A 25,047-nucleotide genomic window follows, 5' to 3' on the forward strand; every position below is an offset into this window, starting at 1 on the left:
GCAAGATTCCGCCGTCATGACCCACATGCCTTCATCGCCGCTGCGCCGGCGCTTCCCCACCGGCGCCCTCCTCGCCGCCATCGCGCTGTCGGGCTGCGGCCCGCAACCCGCCGCGCCGGAACGAACCCCGTCGCCCGCCGCGCCCGCGCCGTTCTGGTCGTCCTTCGAGGCCGGCGAGCCGCAGCCGGGTGAAGCCGAGGGCACGCAGGCCGCGGGCACGCGCATCGACCTGCGCGTTGCCGACGGCCCCGACGCCGCCTACACGGCCCGCACGCGGGTCGGCTTCACCGGCGTGCATTCGCTGGAATACGCCGGAAAGTCGGACGGCGGCGCGGCATCGGCGGAACTGTTCGACGTCGACATCCCGGTCACGGCGGCGACCGAGCTGTCGTACCGCGTCTTCCCGCGATTCAACGACGACCTTCGCTACCCCGGCACCTTCGTCGCCATCGACCTGTTGTTCACCGACGGCACCCGGCTGTCCGGACTCGGCGCGCGCGACCAGCACGGCTTCGTGCTGTCGCCGCGCGGGCAAGGCGATTCGAAATCGCTCTACACCAACCAGTGGAACCACAAGCAGTCGCGCATCGGCGACGTCGCCGCGGGCAAGACCATCGACCGGATCCTGGTCGCGTACCAGGGTCCGTCCGGCGCGGCGGACTTCCGCGGCTGGCTGGACGACATCCGCATCGCCGATGCGCCGGCCGCCGCGCCATCGAAACGCCCCAGCGACCACGTGCTGACCACCCGCGGCACCAATTCCAGCGGCGCCTTCTCGCGCGGCAACAACATCCCCGCCACGGCGATGCCGCACGGCTTCAACTTCTGGGCGCCGGTCACCGACGCCGGCTCGCTGAGCTGGTTCTACGAATACGCCAGGCGCAACGACGCGCAGAACCTGCCGCGGCTGGAAGCGCTGGCGCTGAGCCACGAAACCAGCCCGTGGATGGGCGACCGGCAGACCTTCCAGGTCATGCCGTCGATCGCCAGCGGCGAACCCGGCGTCGACCGCAAGGACCGCGCCGCGACGTTCCGCCACGAGAACGAGACCGCCCGCGCCCATTACTACGGCGTCCGCCTCGACAACGGCATCGTCGCCGAGATCGCGCCGACCGACCACGCGGCGATGTTCCGCTTCACCTTCCCCGGCGACGACGCGAGCCTGGTCTTCGACAACGTCGACGACCGCGGCGGCCTGTTCCTGTCGCCCGACCGCGGCGAACTGACCGGCTACACCGATACCCGCAGCGGGCTGTCCAACGGCGCCGGCCGCATGTTCGTCTACGCGAAGTTCGACCGCCCGGTGACCGCCAGCGGCATGCTGGTCGGCAGCGATGGCGGCAAGGACGCCAGGCCGCGCAACAACGCCGGCTATTTCCGCTTCGATGCCGGCAAGCGGCGCACGGTGACCATGCGCATCGCCACTTCGCTGATCAGCGTCGACCAGGCGAAACACAACCTCGCGCTGGAAATTTCCGACAAGGACGGCTTCGACGACGTGCGCGAGCGCGCGCAGCGCGCGTGGGACGACAAGCTCGGCGTGATCGAAGTCGAAGGCGCCACGCCGGACCAGCTGACCACGCTGTACTCCAACCTGTACCGGCTGTTCCTGTACCCGAACTCGGCGCACGAGAACACCGGCAGCAACGCGGCGCCGGCGTGGAAGCACGCGGTGCAGTCCTCCGCCAGCAACGACATCCCGGCGGGCACGACCGAAACGCGGACCGGCGCGGCCGTTGCCGACGGCAAGGTCTACGTCAACAACGGCTTCTGGGACACCTACCGCACGGTGTGGGCGGCGCAATCGCTGCTCGCGCCGCGCCAGGCCACGGAAATGGTCAACGGCTTCCTGCAGCACTACCGCGACGGCGGCTGGGTGCCGCGCTGGTCCTCGCCGGGCTACGCCAACCTGATGACCGGCACCAGCTCCGACGCTTCCTTCGCCGATGCCTACGTGAAGGGCGTGCCCGGCCTCGACACCGCCGCGCTGTACGCGGCGGCGATCAGGAACGCCGCGGTCGCGCCGCCGAACGACAACATCGGCCGCAAGGGCATGGACGTGGCGCCGTTCATCGGCTACACGCCCAGTTCGGTCGGCGAAGGCGTGTCGTGGGCGCTGGAGGGCTACATCAACGACTACGGCATCGCCAACATGCTGGCGGCGATGGCGAAGGATCCGGCAGCGACGATCCCGCGCATGCGACTCGAAGAGGAAAGCGCGTACTACCGCAACCGCGCGCTGGATTACGTGCGCATGTTCGACCCGGCCATCGGCTTCTTCCAGGGCCGCGCCGCCGACGGCAAGTGGAAATCCGCCGCCGCCGACTACCGGCCGGAAGTCTGGGGCCACGACCACGACTACACCGAAACCAACGGCTGGGGCTTCGCCTTCCTGGTGCCGCACGACGGCCAGGGACTGGCCAACCTCTACGGCGGCCGCGACGCGCTGGCGCGCAAGCTGGACGAATACTTCGCCACGCCGGAAACCGCCGGCCATCCCGGTTCGTACGGCGGCGTGATCCACGAGATGGTCGAAGCGCGCGACGTGCGCCTGGGCCAGTGGGGTTTCTCCAACCAGGTGGCGCACCACGTGCCGTGGATGTACCTGTACGCCGGCCGGCCATGGCGCACGCAGGAGATCGTGCGCGAAGTGCTGGCGCGGATGTACGTCGGCTCGGAGATCGGCCAGGGCTACCCCGGCGACGAGGACAACGGCGAATCGTCGGCGTGGTGGCTGTTCGCGGCGCTGGGCTTCTACCCGCTGCAGATGGGCAGCGAGAACCTGGTGATCGGCTCGCCGCTGTTCACCAAGGCCACCGTGCATCTGCAGAACGGCAAGGAGCTGGTGATCAGCGCGCCGGGCAACAGCCGCGACCGCGTGTATGTCGCCGGCGTCAGCGTGAACGGCAAGCCCTGGGACTCCACCGCGATCCCGCACCGGCTGCTCGCCCGGGGCGGGAGGATCGAGTTCAAGATGTCGTCGAAGCCCGCCGCCTGGGGCGGCGATGCGGACGCATCGGCGCTGCCGCCTTCGTTGACCGCGGGCCCCACGATCCCCGTGCCGCTCGCCGACCTCACCGGCGCGGGTCGCGGCACCGCTTCGGCCGGCAATGCAAAGGCCGACGCGCTGTTCGACGACACTTCGCGCACCGAAGCGGTTTTCCCCGGCACGACGACGGTGGCGTACGCCTTCGGCAAGCCGGGCGCCGAAGTGCGCTTCTACACGCTGACCTCCGGCAGCACCGGCGGCCATCCGACCGCGTGGACGCTGGAAGGCTCCGACGACGGCAAGGCATGGAAGGAAGTGGACAGGCGCGCCGGCGAGAATTTCGAATGGCGCCGCTATACCCGCCCGTTCCGCCTCGCCAGCCCGGCCAGGTACCGCCAGTACCGTCTGGTCGTCACCGCAAGCAGCGATGCGCGGCAGTCGTCGCTGGCCGAGATCGAGCTGCTCGGCGCGCGCTGACGCGCAACGCCGGGTTTTCCTCCCTCCGCCCGCGGCGGGAGGGAGGCCCTTCGTCCATCGGTAGCGCGGCCAAAGAAAAACCCCGCCATTGCTGGCGGGGTTTCTCGTGTCGCGGTGTCCTTCGACTTCGGCCCTGCGGGCCTACGCCCAGGACGGGCGGCGGATCAGAAATCCATGCCGCCCATGCCACCCATGCCGCCCGGCGGCATCGCCGGCTCTTCCTTCTTCGGAGCCTCGGCCACCATCGCTTCGGTGGTAATCATCAGGCCCGCGATCGAGGCGGCGTTCTGCAGCGCGGTGCGGGTGACCTTGGTCGGATCGAGGATGCCGAAGGACACCATGTCGCCGTACTCGCCGTTGGCGGCGTTGTAGCCGAAGTTGCCCGAACCGTCCTTCACCTTGTTGAGGATCACCGACGGCTCCTCGCCGGCGTTGGTGACGATCTCGCGCAGCGGGGCTTCCATCGCGCGCAGGGCGATCTGGATGCCGTGGTTCTGGTCTTCGTTGATGCCCTTCAGGCCTTCGATCGCGGCCTTGGCGCGCAGCAGGGCGACGCCGCCGCCCGGCACAACGCCTTCTTCCACCGCCGCACGGGTCGCGTGCAGGGCGTCTTCGACGCGCGCCTTCTTTTCCTTCATCTCGATCTCGGTCGAAGCGCCGACCTTGATGACGGCCACGCCGCCGGCCAGCTTGGCCACGCGCTCCTGCAGCTTCTCGCGGTCGTAGTCCGAAGTGGTTTCCTCGATCTGCGCCTTGATCTGCTTGATGCGCGACTCGATCGCACCGGTGTCGCCGGCGCCGTCGATGATGGTGGTGTTTTCCTTCGACACCTGGATCTTCTTGGCGCGGCCGAGGTCGGCGATGGTCGCCTTCTCCAGCGACAGGCCGACTTCTTCCGACACCACGGTGCCGCCGGTCAGCACGGCGATGTCCTCGAGGATGGCCTTGCGGCGGTCGCCGAAGCCCGGGGCCTTCACGGCGGCGACCTTGACGATGCCGCGGATGGTGTTGACGACGAGGGTCGCCAGCGCTTCGCCTTCGACTTCCTCGGCGACGATCAGCAGCGGCTTGCCGGCCTTGGCCACGCCTTCCAGCACCGGCAGCAGCTCGCGCACGTTCGAGATCTTCTTGTCGTGGATCAGGATGTACGGGTCGTCGAACTCGACCTGCTGCGACTGCTGGTTGTTGATGAAGTACGGCGACAGGTAGCCGCGGTCGAACTGCATGCCCTCGACGACGTCGAGCTCGTTCTCCAGGCCCGAGCCTTCCTCGACGGTGATCACGCCTTCCTTGCCGACCTTCTTCATCGCCTCGGCGATGATGTTGCCGATCGACTCGTCGCTGTTGGCCGAGATGGTGCCGACCTGGGCGATCGCCTTGTCGTCGGCGGTCGGCTTGCTGATCTTCTTCAGCTCCTCGACCGCGGCCTTCACCGCCTGGTCGATGCCGCGCTTGAGGTCCATCGGGTTCATGCCGGCGGCGACCGCCTTGGAACCCTCGCGGATCAGCGCCTGCGCCAGCACGGTGGCGGTGGTGGTGCCGTCGCCGGCGTTGTCGCTGGTCTTGGAAGCGACTTCCTTGACCATCTGCGCGCCCATGTTCTCGAACTTGTCGGCCAGTTCGATCTCCTTGGCGACGGACACGCCGTCCTTGGTGATCGTCGGCGCGCCGTAGCTCTTCTCGAGCACGACGTTGCGGCCCTTCGGGCCGAGGGTGGCCTTCACGGCGTTGGCGAGGATGTTGACGCCGCGCACCATGCGCGAACGGGCGTCTTCACCGAAACGGATGTCTTTGGCAGCCATTGCTGTAGTTCCTTAGCTAGGGATTTTTGTTGGGGAATTCGGGAACGGAAGGACGCGATCAGGCGAGGATCGCGAAGATGTCGTCTTCCTTCACCACCAGGTACTCGACGCCGTCGAGCTTGACCTCGGTGCCGCTGTACTTGCCGAACAGCACCTTGTCGCCGACCTTGACCTTCGGCGCGCGGACATTGCCGTTGTCGAACACCTTGCCCTCGCCGACGGCGACGACTTCGCCCTTGATCGGCTTCTCGGTGGCCGAATCCGGGATCACGATGCCGCCGGCGGACACCTTCTCTTCCTCGGTACGCTTGATCACGACGCGGTCGTAAAGCGGCTTGAGATTGCTCATTGCATTGCCTCTGCTGGTGATGGGTTGCACTGGGAACGGTTGGCGCCGGTTGGCAGTCTCGGCCCGAGAGTGCCAACGACGCGGGCATGAAAACCCCGGCGGACCGGGGCTGGGGGGCAGATTGGGGCACGACCCACGCTTTCAAGGGCGTACCCGCAAAAAATCGCCGGGAACATTCCCCGGCATCGCGCCGGCACCGGCCCGACGGGTTGCCGCCGCGGACGGCCGCAAAAAAAAGAGCGCGCATGACAGGGGGCATGCGCGCTCCATGGGAGAGGGAGGGGTGGTCGCCTCGTGCGTGCGCCGGCTGGCGACTCTCCCGTCCAGCCGGAACAAAACCAGCATCCCGCCGGCCTGCACAGATAACTACGCCGCCCCGGGAATGTGAAGAGTCACGGCCATGGAAAATCGGCCACTTCCGGTAGCGCTCAAGGGATTAACTCCTTTGTTTATGGTAGAAAAGCAAAGCATGGCTACTGAAAGCGCACATATGCCCGCTATTGTTTTTCACCTAGTTACTTTAGGTATCCAAAACGGGTTCCCGACCACACGTGGTTTGGTTAATTTCACGTGAAGCATTCGGTTGGCCCGCAGGAGGTGGGCGCAATGACTTCGCAAGAACGGATCCGCATGGCCCGCCGCGCCGCCGGCATGTCGCAATCGCAGCTGGCGCGCCTGGTCGGCGTGCAACGCAGCGCGGTCAGCCACTGGGAGGCGCCGGAGGGCAAGCATCCCAGCGTCTCGCACCTGCGCGAGGTGGCGCTGGCGACCGGCACCCAGTTCGAATGGCTGGCCACCGGCCGCGGCAGCATGGGCCTGTCGCGCGAGGAACAGCTCGACTCCATCGCCACCGCCGAGGCGCTACTGGTCGAGGATCCGCAGGAATTGCGCCTGGTCGCGGCTTTCCGCGATGCGCCGCTGCGCGCGCGCCTGTCGCTGCTGGACGTGCTGGAGGAACTGGCCGCGCAACGCACCGGCCACCACCGCGCGCGGCGCGGCGCGGCACGCGGCAACGGCGGCTGATCGGGCATATTTCCCGGACCCGCGGGAGCGAAGGGAAAAGCCGGCAAGCCCTATACTGGCCGGCGCATGCCCGGCCCTTCCGTCCATCTGCTGCTCAGCACCTGCCCCGATGCCGACAGCGCCGAGCGCATCGCGCGCGCGCTGGTCGAAGAACGCCTGGCCGCCTGCGTGACCCGGCTGCCCGGCGCGCGTTCGCTGTACCGCTGGCAGGGCGCGATCGAACAGGCCGACGAGGTGCAGCTGCTGGTCAAGACCACGTCGGCGCGACTGGACGCGGCGATCGCCCGGCTGCGCGAATTGCACCCGTATGAACTGCCCGAGGCGGTCGCGGTCGAAGCGAGTGCGGGCCTGTCCGGCTGGCTGGACTGGGTGCGCGCCGAAACCGCCGAAGAACCGCCGCGACTGGAAACCTGAGCCGATGCCGTCGATCTTCCGTCTTGCCCTGCTGCTGGCCGCCTGCGCCTGCGCCGCGTTGCCGGCACGGGCGGACAACCAGGGCGCCGACGACCTGCTGCCGGTCGACCAGGCCTATGTGCTCAGCGCCAGCGCGCCCAGCCGCGACCGCATCGAACTGCGCTGGAAGATCGAGGACGGCTACTACCTGTACCGGCATCGCACCGGGGCGACCGTCGAGGGCGCGGGTTTCGCCGCCGGCGAGCTGCAGCTGCCGCCGGGCGAACCGCACCACGACGAATTCTTCGGCGACGTCGAGACCTACCGCCACGAACTCGTCGGCGTGCTCGAAGGCACCGCCGATGCCGGCGTCGACACGGTCGCGCTGAAGGTCAGGTACCAGGGCTGCGCCGATGCCGGCATCTGCTATCCGCCACAGACGCGCACGGTGACGGTCGCGCTGCCGGCGGAAGCCGCCGGCGCATCGCTGCCGGGCGCGCCTTCCCGCGGCGGACTGCCGCTGTTCGGCGGCACGGCGGCCGTCGATGCGCTGCCGCTGCCGCCGGAGCGCGCCTTCGCCTTCGAGGCCATCGCCGGCGACGGCAACACCGTCCTGCTGCGCTTCACCCCGGCCAAGGGCTATTACCTGTACCGCGACCGCAGCAGCTTCAAGGTCGAGGGCGCGCCCGGCATCGCCGCCGGCGCGCCGCGGTGGCCGCCGGGCACCAATCACCACGACGAGCATTTCGGCGACCAGGTGGTCTATTTCGACCAGGCCGACGTACCGCTACCGCTGCTGCGCAGCCGCGCCGATGCGGCGGACGTCGACGTCGTCGCGACCTTCCAGGGCTGCCAGACCGATGGCATCTGCTATCCGCCGATGACCCGCACGGTGCAGGTCGCGCTGCCAGCGGGCAAGGTCGATTCCGTCAACGACGCAGGTTCGAATCCCATTTCCGGCGCCACGACGGACGCGGCCGCAAGCGGGCCAACCACGGCGCCCGCCGACGCTTCCGCCGGGAACGCCAATCGCACACGACCGCCCTCCGCCGCGAACGGCGGCCTGCTGCGCGCAGTGCTGCTGGCCCTGCTCGGCGGGCTGGTGCTGAACCTGATGCCATGCGTGCTGCCGATCCTGTCGCTGAAGGCGCTGGGACTGGCGCAGGCCGGCGAAAGCCGCGAGCACGCGCGCCGCCATGCGCTGTGGTACACGCTGGGCGTGCTGGTTTCGTTCACCGCGGTCGGCGCGCTCGCGGTTGCGCTGCGCGCCAGCGGACAGGCGCTGGGCTGGGGTTTCCAGCTGCAGCAGCCGTGGTTCGTCGCCGCGCTGGTCTACCTGCTGTTCGCCCTGGGCCTGAGCCTGTCCGGCGTGTTCACCCTGGGCGGCGGCATCGGCAACGTCGGCAACAAGCTCGCGTCGAAGAGCGGCCCCGCCGGCGATTTCTTCACCGGCGTGCTCGCCTGCGTCATCGCCAGCCCGTGCATCGCGCCGTTCATGGGCGGCGCGCTGGCCTATGCGTTCGCGTCGTCGGCGCTGGGCGGCATCGTGGTGTTCCTCGCGCTCGGCCTGGGCCTGGCCTTGCCGATGCTGCTGATCGGCTTCGTGCCGGCGCTGGCCGACAAGCTGCCCAAACCGGGCGCGTGGATGCAGACGCTGAAGCAGCTGCTCGCCTTCCCGATGTACCTGACCGCGGTCTGGCTGCTGTGGGTGCTGGGCAAGCAGCGCGGCGCCGACGCGATGGCGCTGGTCGCGGCGGGGCTGGCCGTGTTCGCGCTGGCGCTGTGGTGGTTCGAACGCAAGCGCTGGAACGGCGCGGCGGCGTGGCGCGTGGCCGCGCTGCTGCTGGCCGTGCTCGCGCTGTGGCCGGCATGGAAGGTGGCGAAACTGCCGGCGGCGGCGCAACACTTCGCCGAAAGCGAAGACCGCGTCGCCTATTCGGCGGAAAAACTGCAGGCGCTGCGCGGCCAGGGCCGCGTGGTCTTCGTCGACGTCACCGCCGACTGGTGCGTGACCTGCAAGGCCAACGAGAAGGCGGTGCTGGAACGCGAGCCGTTCCGCAACGCGCTGCGCGACGCCGACGGCGTGTACATGGTCGGCGACTGGACCAACACCGACCCGGCGATCACCGCCTTCCTCGACAAGTACAAGGCGGTCGGCGTACCGCTGTACGTGGTGTTCCCGCGTGGCGGCGGCGAAGGCGAAGTGCTGCCGACCGTGCTGACCGAGGCCGTCGTCCGCGACGCGCTGGCGCGGGCGGCGCGGTGAGGCTGTCGACGCCGCTGGTACTGGCCATGGCCTTGGCCGCCGGCCTGCTGGGGCTGTTCGCCGAGCGCCACCTGCACCGGCCCCGCACGCCATTCCCGGTCGCGGGCGCGCCCGCTTCCGCCTCGCGGCCCGGCGATCCGATGCCGGCCCTCGCCCTGCCCGGCCGCGACGGCAAAACCGTGCGATTGCCGGCCGATTTCGCCCGCCGCCCGCTGCTGGTCAACTTCTGGGCCAGCTGGTGCGCGCCGTGCCTGCGGGAAATGCCGGAACTGGACCGCTATTCCCGCGAACAGGCGGGCAACGGCGTGCAGGTCATCGGCATTGCCCTGGACACGCCGGAAGCGGTGGACCGTTTCCTCGCGCAGGTACCGGTCGGCTACCCGATCCTGCTCGACACACCCGGTGGCGCGGACGCCAGCGTGCGGCTGGGCAATGCCCGCGGCGTTCTTCCCTACAGCGTGCTGGTCGGGGCCGACGGGCGCATCGTCGCGCAGAAGGCCGGCCCGTTTGCGGCCGGCGAGCTGGCCGGATGGGGGCGGAATCCCGATCCGTGAACCCGTTCAAACACGGCCCCGGCCCCGACTCTCGATTCAAACGCCCGATTAAAACGTCATAAACTTCGGCGAACTGGACAGCAACACCGGCTTCCCGCACACTGCCGCCCTTTCCGTTCCCAAGCCCCCGATGGCGAAGCTGCTGGTCCTGCACGGCCCCAACCTCAACCTGCTCGGCACCCGCGAGCCGGAAGTCTACGGCCGCACCACGCTGGCCGAGATCGATGCCGACCTCGCCGCCCGCGCGCAGGCCGCCGGCCATGCGCTGGAGAGCTTCCAGTCCAACGCCGAGCACGCCCTGGTCGACCGGGTCCAGGCCGCGCGCGGCGACGGCACCGCCTTCGTGCTGATCAACCCCGCCGCGTTCACCCACACCTCGGTGGCGCTGCGCGACGCGCTGGCAGCCGTGGCCCTGCCCTTCATCGAGATCCACTTGTCCAACCCGCACGCCCGCGAACCGTTCCGCCGCCACGGCTATTTCAGCGACCTGGCCGTCGGCGTGGTCTGCGGCTTCGGCGCGGACAGCTACCGCTACGCGCTGGACGCCGCGATCAAGCGGCTGTCCGCCTGAACCCCTCCACCTTTCCGCTCCAAAGAGGCCCACCATGGACCTGCGCAAGATCAAGAAACTCATCGACCTGCTGGAAGAATCCAACCTCGCCGAAATCGAAATCAAGGAAGGCGAGGAATCCGTGCGCCTGGCGCGCGTGCCCAAGGGCGGCGTGGCCGTGGCCGCGCCGCAGTACGCCGCGCCGGCGGCCCCGGCCGCGCCGATGCCGATGAACTCGCCGGTCGAGGCCGCCACCGGCGGCAGCGCCAAGCCCGGCAACGCCCTGCCCGACGGCCACGTGGTGCGCGCGCCGATGGTCGGCACCTTCTACGCCAGCTCGTCGCCGGACAAGCCGCCGTTCGTCAGCGTCGGCCAGGCGGTCAAGGCCGGCGACACGCTGGCCATCATCGAGGCGATGAAGATGTTCAACCCGATCGAGGCCGACGTCTCCGGCACCGTCGTCGCCATCCTCGGCGAGAACGGCCACCCGGTGGAATTCGACCAGCCGCTGTTCGTGATCAACTGAGGCGCGTGATGCTCGACAAGGTCGTAATTGCGAACCGCGGCGAAATCGCCCTGCGCATCCTGCGTGCGTGCCACACGCTGGGCATCCGCACGGTCGCGGTGCACTCCACCGTCGACCGCAACCTCAAGCACGTGGCGATGGCCGACGAGTCGGTGTGCATCGGCCCGGCGCCGTCGGCGGAAAGCTACCTCAACATCCCGGCGATCATCGCCGCGGCCGAGGTCACCGACGCGCAGGCCATCCATCCCGGCTACGGCTTCCTCAGCGAGAACGCCGACTTCGCCGAGCGCGTGGAGCAGAGCGGCTTCATCTTCATCGGGCCGAAGGCCGACACGATCCGCCTGATGGGCGACAAGGTCGAGGCGATCCGCGCGATGAAGGCCGCCGGCGTGCCGTGCGTGCCCGGCAGCGGCGGCCCGCTCGGCGAGGACATCGTCGAGAACACCAAGATCGCGCGCGAGATCGGCTACCCGGTGATCATCAAGGCGGCCGGCGGCGGCGGCGGGCGCGGCATGCGCGTGGTCCACGCCGAAGGCGCGCTCGGCAACGCCATCGCCACCACCAAGTCCGAGGCCAAGGCCGCGTTCGGCAACGGCGAGGTCTACATGGAGAAATTCCTGGAGAACCCGCGCCACATCGAGATCCAGGTACTCGCCGACGGCCAGGGCAACGCGATCCACCTGGGCGAGCGCGACTGCTCGATGCAGCGCCGCCACCAGAAGGTGGTCGAGGAGGCGCCGGCGCCGGGCATCACGCCCGAACAGCGCGCCGAGATCGGCCGCGTCTGCGTCGAAGCCTGCATCCGCATCGGCTACCGCGGCGCCGGCACCTTCGAGTTCCTGTACGAGAACGGCCGCTTCTACTTCATCGAGATGAACACCCGCATCCAGGTCGAGCACCCGGTGACCGAGCGCATCACCGGCGTCGACCTGGTGGTCGAGCAGTTGCGCATCGCCGCCGGGCAGAAGCTGACGCTGAAGCAGGAGGACATCGTCATCGAGGGCCACGCGATCGAATGCCGGATCAACGCCGAGGACCCCGAGACCTTCGCGCCCAGTCCCGGCACGATCACCGGCTTCTACCCGCCGGGCGGCCCCGGCGTGCGCGTCGACACGCACATCTACACCGGCTACCGCGTGCCGCCGAACTACGACTCGATGATCGGCAAGCTGATCGTGCACGGCCCGGACCGCGAGACCGCGATCGCGCGCATGCACGTGGCGCTGAGCGAATTCATCGTCGACGGCATCAAGACCAACATCCCGCTGCAGCAGCGGATCATGCGCGACCAGGGCTTCCGCGCCGGCGGACAGAACATCCACTACCTGGAAAAGCGCCTGGCCGAGCGCAAGAACAAGCCGATCTCGCTGGGGTGAGCCGGCCCGGAGGCGGCAGCGCGCCGGCGCCGCCGCCTGACCGGTCGACGGTTGGTTACGCGTAATGGGAAACGTCGCCCCCGACAGGTACGTCCCATGCGCCGCCTCCGACCATCCCTGCGCGCCAGCGCCCCGGTCATCGCGATCGCCGCCGCGATCTCCATTCCCGCCAGCAGCGCGCCGCCATCCGGACCGGAAACGCAGGTCTGGATCGATGTTTCCACCCACAACATGGCCGGCATGCCCGACATGGGCGGCCTCGGCCGCTTCGCGATGGGGATGATGGGCGGCAAGGGCGCCGAATTGACCTATCCAAGCGCCCGTTACGCGGCCATGACCGGCCAGTACCTCGACATTGCCCTGCACAACAGCCTCAAGCCGGGCGTCGAGGCGGCGGATGCGATCCCACCGGGGCTGAAACTGGGCAAATCGCTGCCGCTGGTGCCGCCGACCCCGCAATCGACCGCGCGCGGCGAACCGGGCGCCCCCGGGCAATTGCCCGAAGGGCAGATCACCGTACTCGAATACTGGGGCTGCGGCGCCGCGGTGCGCCCGGGCCAGCCGAAGCAACTGACCGTGCAGTCCAAGGGCGGCAGCATCACCGCCAGCGGCGGCATCTCGGCCGGCAAATTCGCGCCCGACCGCGACATCGACGCCACCCCGGCCTTCGCGGTGTGGCCGAACCGCAAGCACGGCAAGCGCGTGCCCGACGGCGCGTCGCTGGCCGGCCCGCACCAGATCAGCGGCGACGGCGTACCGGCCTCGCTGAAGTTCGAACTGGGCCGGAACGCCGATTTCATGCCGAAGATCGCCTTGAGCACCCGGGGCCAGGCCAGCGACGCGATCACGGTGGAATGGCAGCCGGTGGACCGCGCCAAGGCCTACTTCCTCACCGCCTTCGCGATGCAGGACAAGAGCACCATCGTGCTGTGGAGCAGCGCCGAAACCGGCGGCGCCGGCCAAGGGTTGATGCAGTACCTGACCGGTTCGTACATCGACCGCTGGCTCAAGGAGAAGGTGCTGCTGGCGCCGTCCGCCACCAGCTGCACGATTCCGAAGGGCATCTTCGCCGCCGCCGGCAACGCGCCCGGCGAGGGCGGCATGGGGGGAATGGGCATGCTCGGCATGATCGCCTACGGCCCCGAAACCAACCTCGTCTGGCCGCCGAAACCGACCGACCCGAAGGAAGCGCTGGAATGGGATCCGGAATGGAACGTGCGCGTGCGCACCAAGTCCACCGCCAGCGCAATGCTCGGCATGGACTTGTCCGGCGTGCAGGTGGATCAGGACTCCGATTCCGGCGACCGGAAGCAGGAACAGGAAAGCAAGGGCAAGAAGCTGCTGAAAGGCATCCTGCGCAACTTCTGACGGGGTGGCGCCGACGCGCCGCACGCGGCGCTTCGGCTACGATGTGCGCTTTCCCGCACGATCCGCCCATGCCCTACCTCGAACTGTCCCTGCGTTGCAGCGAAGCCGAACAGCCGCGCTACGAGAACGCGCTGGAGGACGTCGGCGCACTGTCGGTGACCCTGCTCGACGCCGACGCCGACACCACGAACGAAAAGGCGATCCTCGAGCCGGGCGTCGGCGAAACGCCACTGTGGAAATCGCTGGTGCTGACCGCGCTGTTCCCGGCCGACGCTAACGCGCTGGCGCTGCTGGCCGCGCTGGAAAGCTTCGATCCCGGCCTCGACTGGGCGCAGGCGTCGTTCCGCGCCGTCGAGGACCAGGATTGGGAACGCGCCTGGCTGGACCAGTTCCAGCCGCTGCGCTTCGGCGCGCGCACTTTCATCGTGCCGTGGAACCACGAACTGCCGGACGCGGCGCGGGCCGCCGATGCCGCGGTGGTGCGGCTCGACCCCGGCCTGGCTTTCGGTTCCGGCACCCACCCGACCACCGCGCTGTGCCTGCGCTGGCTGGACGAGCTCGCGGCGAACGGCGAATTGCAGGACCGCACGCTGCTCGATTTCGGCTGCGGCAGCGGCATTCTCGCCCTCGCCGCGCTGAAGCTGGGCGCGGCGCGCGCGGTCGGCGTCGACAACGACCCGCAGGCGCTCATCGCCAGCCGCGACAACGCCGAACGCAATGCCGTCGGCGACAGGCTCGCGGTGTACCTGCCGCAGGACGAACCGGTTTCGACCTATCCGGTGGTGGTCGCCAACATCCTGGCCTCGGCGCTGGACGCGCTGGCCGGGACCCTGGCCGCGCGCGTCGCCCGCGGCGGCCGCATCGCCCTGTCCGGCATCCTGCACGGCCAGGAGGGCGAGCTGCTGGCGCGCTACGCCGAATGGTTCGACGACCTGGTCGCCACGCAGGACGGCGACTGGATGCGGATCGACGGCGTGCGGAAGTGAGGCGCACCGCCCTTCCTCGTCGCTCCGCCGCATGCTTGAATAAGCCGTGCCCCGTATCTGTCCCCACTGCTGGCATTCGCTCGACGCCGCGTTGCGCGCGAATCCGGCGCTGACGCTGTGCCCGGATTGCGGCGGCGACATCGGCAACGATGCGACCGCGGAGCCGGTCACCGCGGCATCCACCGAAACCGCCGCGCCGGAACAAGCCGCGACGGACGGTGCGAAGGACGAAACCGGAGCGACCGCGACGGTGGAAGGCCCGGCCCTCGATGAAACCGGCGCCGAAGCCTCCCCGCTCGACGACGCGATCGCCACCGAAGCCGCGCTGGAAGCGATCGAACAGGAATGCGAGGCCGAAGCCGGCAGCGATGCGGCCGAACCACTGCCGGAACTGGAAGCGCAGGCCGAAGGCGTCGCCGAATCGATCGCCGGATCCGCGGCCATCGCCGCCGACGCCGCGCCCAGCTTCACCCGCGACGACGCGCCCGTGGTGCGCGTGCGCACCCACCCATGGCAATGGGCCGCGTTGATGGCGCTCGGCCTGTTGCTCGGCGTGCAGATCCTGCTCGCCGACCGCGAACGCTTCGCTGCCGATGCGAACTGGCGGCCGGTACTGGGCGCGGCGTGCGAGACGCTGGGCTGCAAATTGCCGCCGTGGCGCGAACCGCAGGCCTTCGCGATGCTGAGCCGCGACGTGCGCCCCGTGCCGGACGCACCCGGCACGCTGCTGGTGCAGGCCACGTTCCGCAACGATGCGCGCTGGCCGCAGCCGTGGCCGGCCCTGCAGCTGACGTTGTCCGATGCCGACGGCCGCGTGGTCGGCGCGCGCGTATTCACCGCGAAGGAATACCTGGACAAGTCGGTGACGCAGACCGAGTTGTCTCCCGGACAAAGCGCGCAAGTCTCGTTCCGCCTGCGCGAACCGAAGACGCCGGCCGTCGCATTCACCTTCGACTTTCGCTAAAGGCCGGGCCGCGCGGCAGGAAACGCGTGCACAAGCCCCGGTCGCGCGCTAGACTCGCTCCCCCCGTCGATGCCGCTCGGCTTCGCCGGGCATTACAAGTTCGAACATCGTTTCAGTTCCCATCCTGGTACGGGGCACATCGTTGAACGCCGCACAGACCCGCCACGACGCGAGCCGTGGCCAGAACCGCCCGCCGTTGCGCGAGCACGTCGCGCAATCCGTGCGCCGCTACCTGCGCGACCTCAACGGCAGCGACGCCGACGACGTGTACCAGACCGTGCTGCGCGAGATGGAAATCCCGCTGTTCATCGAAGTGCTGAACCATTGCGAAGGCAACCAGAGCCGCGCCGCCGCGCTGCTCGGCATCCACCGCGCGACCCTGCGCAAGAAGCTGAAGGACTACGGCCTGGCCTGAGGCCCGCCGCCGGGGCCGCTATAATTTGCGCCCCCATCCCGCAGCACCCCATCCCATGGCTTCCGATTCCCTGCCCGTTCGCCGGGCATTGCTGTCCGTTTCCGACAAGACCGGCCTGGTCGAACTGGCCCGCGCCCTTTCCGCCCGCGGCATCGAACTGCTTTCCACCGGCGGCACCGCCAAGGCGATCCGCGACGCCGGCCTGCCGGTGAAAGATGTTTCGGACATCACCGGCTTCCCGGAAATCATGGACGGCCGGGTCAAGACCCTGCATCCGAAAGTGCACGGCGGCCTGCTCGGCCGGCGCGGCATCGACGACGCGGTGATGGCCGAACAGGGCATCGCGCCGATCGACCTGCTGGTGCTGAACCTGTACCCGTTCGAGAAGGTGACGGCGAATCCCGACGCGAAGTTCGACGATATCGTCGAGAACATCGACATCGGCGGCCCGGCGATGCTGCGCGCGGCGGCGAAGAACTTCGCCTACGTCGCCGTCGCCACCGACCCGGCGCAATACGCCGGCGTCGTCGGGGAACTCGAGGCCAACGACGGCAAGCTCTCCGCGAAGACCCGCTTCGACCTGGCCGCGGCCGCGTTCAACCGCGTCGCCCAGTACGACGCGCGGATCAGCGACGTGCTGTCGGCGATCGCCGAACCGTCCGACGAAGGCGCGAAGCGCCGCGCGCAGTTCGCGGCGCAGGCCAACGGCAACTTCGTCAAGGTCATGGACCTGCGCTACGGCGAGAACCCGCACCAGCAGGCCGCGTTCTACCGCGACCTGTACCCGGCGCCGGGCTCGCTGGCCACGTTCACCCAGCTGCAGGGCAAGGAGCTGAGCTACAACAACATCGCCGACTCCGACGCGGCGTGGGAATGCGTGCGCCAGTTCGACGCGCCGGCCTGCGTGATCGTCAAGCACGCCAACCCGTGCGGCGTCGCGGTCGGCGCGGCCTGCGGCGACGCCTACGAGCTCGCGTACGCCACCGACCCGACCAGCGCCTTCGGCGGCATCATCGCCTTCAACCGCAAGCTCGACGCGGCGACCGCGAAGGTCATCCTCGACCGCCAGTTCGTCGAGGTGCTGATCGCGCCGGACTACGAGGACGGCGCGCTGGAGTACGCGAAGAAGAAGGCCAACGTGCGCGTGCTGCGCATCCCGCTGGCGCCGGCGCCGAAGGGTTTCATCGACACCAAGCGGGTCGGCTCCGGCCTGCTGATGCAGACCGCCGACGACCGCGTGGTGACCCGCGACGAACTGAAGGTGGCGACGAAGCTCGCGCCAACCGAGCAGCAGTTCGCCGATCTGCTGTTCGCATGGAAGGTCGCCAAGTTCGTCAAGTCGAATGCGATCGTCTACGCCAAGGAGCAGCGCACGATCGGCGTCGGCGCCGGGCAGATGAGCCGGGTGTACTCGGCGCGCATCGCCGGGATCAAGGCCAACGACGCCGGCCTGGTCGTGCCCGGCTCGGTGATGGCCTCCGATGCGTTCTTCCCGTTCCGCGACGGCATCGACGCCGCGGCCGAGGCCGGCATCAAGGCGGTGATCCAGCCCGGCGGCTCGATGCGCGACAGCGAAGTGATCGCCGCGGCCAACGAGCACGGCATCGCGATGGTGTTCACCGGCATTCGCCACTTCCGGCATTAGTCGGCAGCCATGAAGCGTCCATTTTTCATGGCGATCACGATGTTCATGTCAATCGCCGTGAGCGGTTGCGATCTAGTACTGGAAGAACGGAACGAGCAGTTCGATTCTCGCAACGAAATAACGGAGTCCGGATATTTTGAAAAAGGGTGGATTCCGCGTTGGCTACCGGATTCCGCCACAAATATCCGGGAAAAGCACGAGGTAGACACGATTGCAACCGTACTCGTGTTTGAATACTCATCTGGAGACGAGCCCCCTTTCGGAAATGAATGTGTCGCCACTGATTCCGAGCGCGTTTCCGCTCCCCGCCTTACCGCACATTGGTGGCCGGCAGTCGCACAACTGAAGGCCATGCCTTTGTTGTACCGCTGTCCTGACGACAATTCAGGGTTTCTTGCCGCATCAGCAGATGGCAAAACTGCATACTTTTGGAGAACCCCATGAAAATCCTCGTCATCGGTTCCGGCGGCCGCGAACACGCCCTCGCCTGGAAGCTCGCGCAGTCGCCGCGCGTGAGCGAAGTGATCGTCGCGCCCGGCAACGCCGGCACCGCGACCGAAGCGAAGTGCCGCAACGCCGCGGTCAAGGTCACCGACCTCGACGGACTGCTGGCGCTGGCGCGGGACGAGGCGGTGGCGCTGACCGTGGTCGGCCCGGAAGTGCCGCTGGTCGCCGGCGTCGTCGACAAGTTCCGCGCCGCCGGCCTGCGCATCTTCGGACCGACCGCCGCCGCCGCGCAGCTGGAAGGCAGCAAGGCCTTCGCCAAGGATTTCCTGCGCCGCCGCGGCATCCCCACCGCGTTCTACGCGGTGCACACCGACGTCGACGCCGCGCTGGACTACGTGCGCAGGAAGGGCGCGCCGATCGTCATCAAGGCCGACGGCCTGGCCGCGGGCAAGGGCGTGATCGTGGCAATGACCATCGGGGAAGCCGAGGCCGCGGTGCGCGACATGCTGTCGGGCAACGCCTTCGGCGATGCCGGCGCGCGCGTGGTGATCGAGGAATTCCTCGACGGCGAGGAAGCCAGCTTCATCAGCATGGTCGACGGCCGCACCGCGCTGCCGATGGCCACCTCGCAGGACCACAAGCGCGTCGGCGACGGCGACACCGGCCCCAACACCGGCGGCATGGGCGCGTATTCGCCGGCGCCGGTGGTCACCCCGGAAGTGCACGCGCGGATCATGCGCGAAGTGGTCGAGCCGACCGTCGCCGGGATGATCGCCGAAGGCACGCCGTTCACCGGCTTCCTCTACGCCGGGCTGATGATCGACAAGGCCGGCGCACCGAAGGTGATCGAGTTCAACGTGCGCTTCGGCGACCCGGAGACGCAGCCGGTGATGCTGCGCCTGCGCTCCGACCTGGTGGACCTGGTCGAAGCGGCGATCGACGGCCGCCTGCACGAAGTCGAAGCCGAGTGGGACCCGCGCCCGTCGCTGGGCGTGGTGATGGCCGCCGAGGGCTACCCGGAGTCGCCGCGCAGCGGCGACGTGATCGATTCGTGGGACGTGCCCGACGTCGAGGGCACCAAGGTCTTCCACGCCGGCACGAAGCTGGAGAACGGCAACATCGTCACCAGCGGCGGCCGCGTGCTGTGCGTCTGCGCGCTCGGCGACAGCGTCGCCGACGCGCAGCGCAAGGCCTACGCCGAAGTCGCCGGCATCTCCTGGCACGGCGAATTCCACCGCCACGACATCGGCTGGCGGGCGATCGCCCGCGAGCAGGGCTAGGCCCGGAGGCTCGGCCGGTCAGCCGGCCGGCTCCTCGGGCCGGAGCGACGCGGCCAGCTCCTCGAAATCGGCGATCGCCGTTTCCAGCGCGTCGTGCAATTCGCCCTGGCGCTGCATCAGCTCCTCGATGCGCCCCGCGCGCTTCAGCGCGGACAGCTCGCCGTCGAACTGCATCCACTTCGCGGTCAGCAGTTCCACGTTGTTCTTGGCGTAGTGCCGCATCTCCTTGAGCTGGGTCAGCGTGTCGTTGACGTGGTCCAGCGGCGTCTTGACGATCTCCTCGGACATGGAAAACCTCCTGCCTCGGTCGCGAGCGCAGGGTAGTCGCGCAAAGCTGGCTGGCAGCCGAACGAAGCGGCGGAAGATCAAGGCCTCGTGAAGGCCGCAGGGCCGCGCCGCACGGCGCCATGCCTCAGCCGCCCGCCTGCCCGTCCGCGCGCTCCACGGCCGGCGCGACCGGCCGGATCCGCCACGTGTTGCGCCCGGCCTGCTTGGCGGCGTACAGCGCGGCATCGGCCACGGCCAGCAGCGTCGTCGCCTCGGTGGGCGCGTCCGCGTAGGCGATGCCGATGCTGGTGGTGGCCGCGACCCAGGTTCCGCCGGCGTCGATGCCGCGGCGCATCTGGGCGACCAGCTTGCGCGCCACCGTTTCGGCGGCGTCGGGCAACGCGGCGTCCTCGATCACCACCACGAATTCGTCGCCGCCCAGGCGCGCCACCAGATCGGTGGCGCGAACGCATTTGGCCAGCCGCCGGGCGAAGGTGCGCAGCACCTGGTCGCCGGCGGCATGGCCCCAGGTGTCGTTGATGCCCTTGAAGTGGTCCACGTCCAGGTACATCAGGGCGAGCGGCGCGCCATGGCGCTTCAGCCGCAGCAACGACAGCTCGAGGCGCTCGTTGAACTGGCGGCGGTTGGCCAGGCCGGTCAGCGCATCCACGCGCGCCAGCCGTTCCAGTTCGCGACGGTTCGCTTCCAGCTCGGCTTCGGCGGCCACGCGACCGGAAACATCGCGGCCGCTGTAGATGATGTCCATGCCTTCCCCGTCGATGCTGGGGATCGGCCGGGTCACCGCTTCGATCCAGACGAAATGCCCGTCCTTGTGTTGCATCCGATAAACCTCGGTGCGCGGCTGGCCGCTGGCGAGCACTTCCTCCATGACCTGCGCCTGCTTGGCGCGGTCGTCGGGATGGACCAGGCTCCAGCGCAGGCCCAGCATCTCCTCGGGCGACCAGCCCAGGATGTCGAGCGCCGCCGGCGACACGTACAGGCGCTCGCCATCGGCCCGCATCCGCACGATCACGTCGTGCGAATAGTCGGCGAGCATGCGGAAGCGCAGCTCGCCTTCGCGCAGGCGCGCGATGAGGCGCCTGCGCTCGGCCATGGCCAGCGCCACCGGAAACGTCATCAGGCACGCGCCGGCGATGTAGAGCTGCAGCATGGCGATATGCCCGGCGCTGCCGAGTGCGCCCAGCGGCGAGATCGGCCCCCTGCCCATGGCCGTGGCGACGCTGCCGGTGAGGCCGAACAGCAGGATGCCCACGGCCACGCCTGCGAAGCCGTGGCGGAACGCGGCCAGCAGCAGCGGCGGATAGGCAAGGAACAGCACCGGATAGCGCAGATTGAACACCACCGCGCTCACCGCGGCGACCAGCAGCATGGCGGCGGCGAACGACCAGCGCCGCTCGCGCGCGGTGAACAGGGCACGGCCCTCGCGAAGCGCCACCAGCGTCGCGGTGGCGAAGATCACCATGCCCACCACGTGCGCCGCGTACCAGGCGACGAAACCGGCGAGGAAATGGGTCCTGCCGAACAGCGCGTTCACGCCGGTCGCCAGCAACCCCGACGCCGCGCATGCGACCAGCGTGGCGGCCGTGGCGATGCCGCCCAATTCGATCCAGCGCCTGGGATCGCCGATGTCCGGCACGCGCCGGCGCACCACGATGGCGACGATCGATACTTCGACGATGTCCACCAGGCTGATCGCGACAGCGTGCACCGGCGCGCTGCCCGACAGCAGCCGCGCAAGCACGTCGGCGAGCAGGCCGGCGACGGCGTACCGGGGCCAGTGCGGCGTGGGCCGCATCAGCAACCAGCCGGTCAGGAACCCGTTGCCGAACCAGACCGCGGACAGTTCTCCCGGTCCGTGCGCGAACTCGAGCATCAGCCAATCCAGCAGGCCGATCAGCACGGCCACGGCAAGGACATCACGCCAATAGCGCATCGGTGTCGGTGTCGGAACGGTTGCATTCATGCCGACCTCCGATCCCAGAGATCCGCCGGCATCATAACAGTGGCGTTCGACGCGCGGAAACCCGGTCGCCCCCATAACGGCCGGCAAGGCATGCGGGCGGGCCGATCTGCTAGTCTGCGCCGACCCGGGGAGGCCGCATGTCCAGCTACAGCCAGTTTTCGCTACTGACCCAGCGACGCTTCCTGCCCTATTTCGCCGTGCAGTCGCTGGGCGCGTTCAACGACAACGTGTACCGGCAGGCGATCATCGGCCTGCTGACCTACATGGCGGTCGGCACCGCGGACAAGTCGCTGTACGCGATGCTGGCGCCGGCGATCTTCATCCTGCCCTACTTCCTGTTCTCGGCGATCGCCGGGCAGGTCGCCGAGAAACTGGAGAAGCAGCGGCTGATCGTGATCACCACGACGATGGAGATCGCGATCATGTCGGTGGCCGCGCTCGGCTTCGTGCTGCAGAACATGGCGATCCTGCTGGCGGCGCTGTTCGCCACCGGCCTGCAGTCCACGCTGTTCGGGCCGGTGAAGTATTCGATCCTGCCGTCGGTGCTGGCGCCGGAAGAACTGACCGGCGGCAACGGCCTGGTCGAGATGGGCTCCTCGATCAGCATCCTGGCCGGCATGATCTTCGGCGGCATGATCTTCCAGCTGGCCGGCGCCAACGGCCCCTGGGTCGCCGGGCTGTCGGTGATCCTGCTGGCCATCGCCGGCAACGTGGTGGCGCGCAAGGTCCCGAGGGTCGATGCCGGCGCGCCGGAACTGAAGATCAACTGGAATCCCCTGCCCGAATCGCTGGCGATCATGCGCCTGGCGCGCAAGCAGCTGGCGGTGCGCAATTCGGTGCTGGGCGTGTCGTGGTTCTGGTTCTTCGGCACGATGCTGACTTCGCAGTTGCCGGTCTATGCCGAACTGCAGCTGGGCGCATCGCCGCAGGACAATTCGCTGTACATCCTCGCGCTGGCACTGTTCTCGATCGGCGTCGGCGTCGGTTCGCTGCTCTGCGAGAAACTCTCCGGGCGCATCGTCGAGATCGGCCTGGTGCCGCTGGGCGCCATCGGCATGAGCGCCTTCCTGCTGGACCTGTACTTCGCCCGCCCCGGCGCGGCGCCGGCCGGCGGCCTGGGCGTCGCGGAGTTCGTCCGTACCGCCGGCAGCGCGCGGATCATCGTCGACCTGACCGGCATCGGCCTGTTCATCGGCTTCTTCCTGGTGCCGCTGTTCGCGCTGATCCAGAGCCGCACGCCGAAATCCGAGCTGTCGCGCGTCATCGCCGGGCTCAACATCCAGAACTCGCTGTTCATCGTGCTGGCGGCGGCGGTCGGCATCGCCGCGCAGCGCCTGTTGCACTGGACGATCCCGCAGCTGTTCCTGGCGCTGGCGATCGCGAACGCCGCCGTCGCGATCTGGATCTTCGCCATCGTCCCCGAATTCCTGATGCGCTTCCTCAGCTGGCTGCTGGTGCGCACGCTGTACCGGCTGCGCCTGCACGGCATCGAGAAGCACGTGCCGGACGAAGGCGCGGCGCTGCTGGTCTGCAACCACGTCAGCTACATGGACGCGCTGATCCTGTCGGCCAGCATCCCGCGTCCGGCGCGCTTCGTGATGTACTACCGGATATTCAACATCCCGGTGCTGAGCTGGATCTTCCGCACCGCGAAGGCGATCCCGATCGCCGGGGCGCGCGAGGATCCGGAGCTGATGCAGCGCGCCTTCGACGAGATCGACGCGGCGCTCGCCGAAGGCGAACTGGTCTGCATCTTCCCCGAGGGCGCGCTGACCAAGGACGGCGGAATCGCGCCGTTCAAGTCCGGCGTGGAGAAGATCCTCGGTCGCGCCCTCGAGAACGGCAGGCCGGTGCCGGTCGTGCCGATGGCGCTGCGCGGCATGTGGGCCAGCATGTGGAGCCGCCGCGGCATGCTTGACGAAAGCACGCGACTGGGCCGCATGCGCGTACCGCGCCGCTTCCGCGCGCACGTGGACGTGGCCGCGGCCGAGCCCGTCGACGGCGCGACCGCCACCGCGGAGTCGCTGGAGGCGAAAGTGCGCGAGCTGCGGGGCGCTGCCGCCTGAGTCCGCGGCGCCCGCGCGGACGCGGCGCGGGCGAAGAGGGCCGGCCATCGCCACCGCGCAGCCGGCAACTGGCGCGGCCTTCGCGGCGGCTTTGCCGCGCGCAACGATTGGGTTAGGCTGACCGCGTGGCCGAGGACCGCGACGCGTCGCGTCGCGCTCGACCGCTTCGACAGCATCGGGGAACATGCCATGAACCAGGCTCCGCCACCGGGCGGCCAGTACGAATACGTTCCGAACCGCCTGGTCTGGGCGATCCTCACCACGCTGTTCTGCTGCCTGCCGCTGGGCATCGTGTCGATCGTCTACGCCGCGCAGGTAGACGGCAAGCGCGCCGCCGGCGACATCACCGGCGCCCGCGAGGCCTCGCGCAAGGCCGGACTGTGGGCGATCCTGTCGGTGATCGTCGGGCCGGTGCTGTGCCTGCTGTGGCTGCTCTTCTTCGGCGGCCTGGCGGTGCTGGGCAGCCTGGCTGGCGCGCACTAGGCCCGGATACGCAGCCGACCGTTTCCGTTCACCACCCTGATGGAGAATTCCCGATGAGCACGATCCCCCCGCCACCCGCCACGCCCGGCAACGTACCCAACCATCTGGTCTGGGCGATCATCGTCACCGTCCTATCGTTCGTCGTCTGCTGCTTCTCCTGCATCTCCATCATCGGCATCGGCACCGGCATCGTCGCCATCGTCTTCGCCAGCAAGGTCAACAAACTGCTCGCCCAGGAACAGTTCGATGCAGCGCTGCAGGCGTCGAAGAACGCGAAGCTCTGGTCGTGGATCACCACCGGCATCCTGATCGTCGGCTTCCTGGTGTTCGTGGTCAGCTTCTTCGTCGGCGGCGGCATCGAAGGCCAGATGGAACGCATGGAAGAGATTCGCAAGGCGATCGAAGCCGCGCAGCAGAGGTGAACGCGGCGCTGAAACCCCTGCAGATCGCGGGACTGGCGGCGGCCGCATTCGCGGCCGTCGCCGGCTTCTGGCTGCTCCGCAATTTCGACCCGAACGCGGCGGGCAGCATCTTCCCGCCGTGCGCGTTCCGCGAACTGACCGGGTTCTACTGCGTCGGCTGCGGCGCGACCCGGATGCTGCACGCGCTGGTCCACCTCGACGTCCCGCGCGCTTTCTCGATGAACCCGCTGGCGATGCTGCTGCTGTCGGTTTCGCCGCTGCTGGCGGCGTGGAAGCTCGGCTGGCGGGCGACGGCGATGCAGCCCGTGATTGCCCTGCTGTCGCAGCCGCGCTTCTGGCTGGTGCTGCTGCCGGCGTACTGGATCGCGCGCAACCTGCCGTGGTTCCCCTTCACCTTGCTGGCGCCGGGTTGAGG

General features: G+C 68.9%; 23 protein-coding genes. 19 read left to right on the top strand and 4 right to left on the bottom strand.

What is annotated here, in order from left to right; all coding sequences use genetic code 11:
- Nucleotides 1-16 precede the first annotated feature (16 nt).
- Nucleotides 17-3,466, top strand: a complete 3,450-nt coding sequence (locus CSC71_RS10525) for a GH92 family glycosyl hydrolase (RefSeq protein ID WP_162374331.1) — start codon at nt 17-19, stop codon at nt 3,464-3,466.
- 164 nt (nt 3,467-3,630) lie between these two features.
- Here CSC71_RS10525 and groL read toward each other — a convergent pair whose 3' ends face one another.
- Nucleotides 3,631-5,268 (bottom strand): chaperonin GroEL, encoded by a 1,638-nt coding sequence (groL, locus tag CSC71_RS10530; RefSeq protein WP_162374332.1) that lies wholly within the window; start codon nt 5,266-5,268, stop codon nt 3,631-3,633.
- Nucleotides 5,269-5,326: 58 nt separating this feature from the next.
- Nucleotides 5,327-5,617, bottom strand: coding sequence for a co-chaperone GroES (groES, locus tag CSC71_RS10535; protein ID WP_162374333.1), 291 nt, complete (start codon nt 5,615-5,617; stop codon nt 5,327-5,329).
- 606 nt (nt 5,618-6,223) lie between these two features.
- Here groES and CSC71_RS10540 point away from each other — a divergent pair.
- The 14 genes from CSC71_RS10540 to purD all read left to right on the top strand — a co-directional run bounded on the left by CSC71_RS10540 (nt 6,224) and on the right by purD (nt 19,410).
- Nucleotides 6,224-6,640, top strand: coding sequence for a helix-turn-helix domain-containing protein (locus tag CSC71_RS10540; RefSeq protein WP_162374334.1), 417 nt, complete (start codon nt 6,224-6,226; stop codon nt 6,638-6,640).
- A gap of 66 nt (nt 6,641-6,706) precedes the next feature.
- Nucleotides 6,707-7,054: a divalent-cation tolerance protein CutA gene (gene cutA, locus CSC71_RS10545; protein WP_162374335.1), complete on the top strand. Its 348-nt coding sequence runs from the start codon at nt 6,707-6,709 to the stop codon at nt 7,052-7,054.
- Between the two features lie 4 nt (nt 7,055-7,058).
- Nucleotides 7,059-9,299 carry a protein-disulfide reductase DsbD family protein gene (locus CSC71_RS10550; RefSeq protein WP_162374336.1) on the top strand — a complete coding sequence of 747 codons (2,241 nt, stop codon included), beginning with the start codon at nt 7,059-7,061 and terminating at the stop codon, nt 9,297-9,299.
- 26 nt (nt 9,300-9,325) lie between these two features.
- Entirely contained in the window at nt 9,326-9,853 is a 528-nt protein-coding gene (locus CSC71_RS10555) for a TlpA disulfide reductase family protein (protein WP_246192148.1), read from the top strand.
- A 130-nt stretch (nt 9,854-9,983) separates the two neighbouring features.
- Nucleotides 9,984-10,424, top strand: coding sequence for a type II 3-dehydroquinate dehydratase (aroQ, locus tag CSC71_RS10560; protein WP_162374338.1), 441 nt, complete (start codon nt 9,984-9,986; stop codon nt 10,422-10,424).
- 34 nt (nt 10,425-10,458) lie between these two features.
- Nucleotides 10,459-10,929: an acetyl-CoA carboxylase biotin carboxyl carrier protein gene (accB, locus tag CSC71_RS10565; RefSeq protein WP_162374339.1), complete on the top strand. Its 471-nt coding sequence runs from the start codon at nt 10,459-10,461 to the stop codon at nt 10,927-10,929.
- An 8-nt stretch (nt 10,930-10,937) separates the two neighbouring features.
- Nucleotides 10,938-12,305, top strand: a complete 1,368-nt coding sequence (gene accC, locus CSC71_RS10570) for an acetyl-CoA carboxylase biotin carboxylase subunit (RefSeq protein ID WP_162374340.1) — start codon at nt 10,938-10,940, stop codon at nt 12,303-12,305.
- A 96-nt stretch (nt 12,306-12,401) separates the two neighbouring features.
- Nucleotides 12,402-13,673, top strand: a complete 1,272-nt coding sequence (locus CSC71_RS10575; RefSeq protein WP_162374341.1) for a hypothetical protein — start codon at nt 12,402-12,404, stop codon at nt 13,671-13,673.
- Nucleotides 13,674-13,741: 68 nt separating this feature from the next.
- The gene (gene prmA, locus CSC71_RS10580) at nt 13,742-14,659 is read left to right on the top strand and encodes a 50S ribosomal protein L11 methyltransferase (RefSeq protein WP_162374342.1); all 918 of its coding nucleotides are present in this window, start codon (nt 13,742-13,744) and stop codon (nt 14,657-14,659) included.
- Between the two features lie 46 nt (nt 14,660-14,705).
- Nucleotides 14,706-15,623 carry a DUF3426 domain-containing protein gene (locus tag CSC71_RS15570; protein ID WP_246192150.1) on the top strand — a complete coding sequence of 306 codons (918 nt, stop codon included), beginning with the start codon at nt 14,706-14,708 and terminating at the stop codon, nt 15,621-15,623.
- Between the two features lie 142 nt (nt 15,624-15,765).
- Nucleotides 15,766-16,038 (top strand): DNA-binding transcriptional regulator Fis, encoded by a 273-nt coding sequence (gene fis, locus CSC71_RS10590; protein ID WP_162374343.1) that lies wholly within the window; start codon nt 15,766-15,768, stop codon nt 16,036-16,038.
- 55 nt (nt 16,039-16,093) lie between these two features.
- Entirely contained in the window at nt 16,094-17,683 is a 1,590-nt protein-coding gene (purH, locus tag CSC71_RS10595) for a bifunctional phosphoribosylaminoimidazolecarboxamide formyltransferase/IMP cyclohydrolase (RefSeq protein WP_162374344.1), read from the top strand.
- A gap of 27 nt (nt 17,684-17,710) precedes the next feature.
- Complete coding sequence (locus CSC71_RS10600) at nt 17,711-18,127, top strand: YbbD-related protein (protein ID WP_162374345.1); 417 nt, start codon at nt 17,711-17,713, stop codon at nt 18,125-18,127.
- Nucleotides 18,124-19,410, top strand: coding sequence for a phosphoribosylamine--glycine ligase (gene purD / locus CSC71_RS10605; protein WP_162374346.1), 1,287 nt, complete (start codon nt 18,124-18,126; stop codon nt 19,408-19,410). The genes CSC71_RS10600 and purD overlap by 4 nt, the downstream gene beginning before the upstream one ends.
- An 18-nt stretch (nt 19,411-19,428) precedes the next feature.
- On the opposite strand, the gene CSC71_RS10610 is transcribed toward purD, so the two are convergent.
- Both CSC71_RS10610 and CSC71_RS10615 read right to left on the bottom strand, forming a co-directional pair.
- Complete coding sequence (locus CSC71_RS10610; RefSeq protein ID WP_162374347.1) at nt 19,429-19,698, bottom strand: hypothetical protein; 270 nt, start codon at nt 19,696-19,698, stop codon at nt 19,429-19,431.
- 124 nt (nt 19,699-19,822) lie between these two features.
- Nucleotides 19,823-21,661, bottom strand: a complete 1,839-nt coding sequence (locus CSC71_RS10615) for a sensor domain-containing diguanylate cyclase (protein ID WP_211367979.1) — start codon at nt 21,659-21,661, stop codon at nt 19,823-19,825.
- A 137-nt stretch (nt 21,662-21,798) separates the two neighbouring features.
- Here CSC71_RS10615 and CSC71_RS10620 point away from each other — a divergent pair, with 137 nt between their 5' ends.
- From CSC71_RS10620 to CSC71_RS10635, 4 genes are all read left to right on the top strand, one after another.
- Nucleotides 21,799-23,727: an MFS transporter gene (locus CSC71_RS10620; RefSeq protein ID WP_162374349.1), complete on the top strand. Its 1,929-nt coding sequence runs from the start codon at nt 21,799-21,801 to the stop codon at nt 23,725-23,727.
- 189 nt (nt 23,728-23,916) lie between these two features.
- The gene (locus CSC71_RS10625; protein WP_162374350.1) at nt 23,917-24,210 is read left to right on the top strand and encodes a CD225/dispanin family protein; all 294 of its coding nucleotides are present in this window, start codon (nt 23,917-23,919) and stop codon (nt 24,208-24,210) included.
- 53 nt (nt 24,211-24,263) lie between these two features.
- On the top strand, nt 24,264-24,632 hold the full coding sequence (locus tag CSC71_RS10630; protein WP_162374351.1) for a CD225/dispanin family protein: 369 nt from the start codon (nt 24,264-24,266) through the stop codon (nt 24,630-24,632).
- Complete coding sequence (locus CSC71_RS10635) at nt 24,629-25,045, top strand: DUF2752 domain-containing protein (protein ID WP_425501946.1); 417 nt, start codon at nt 24,629-24,631, stop codon at nt 25,043-25,045. The genes CSC71_RS10630 and CSC71_RS10635 overlap by 4 nt, the downstream gene beginning before the upstream one ends.
- Nucleotides 25,046-25,047 lie beyond the last annotated feature (2 nt).

This window comes from Pseudoxanthomonas sangjuensis (genome assembly GCF_010211755.1).
Classification (GTDB): domain Bacteria; phylum Pseudomonadota; class Gammaproteobacteria; order Xanthomonadales; family Xanthomonadaceae; genus Pseudoxanthomonas_A; species Pseudoxanthomonas_A sangjuensis.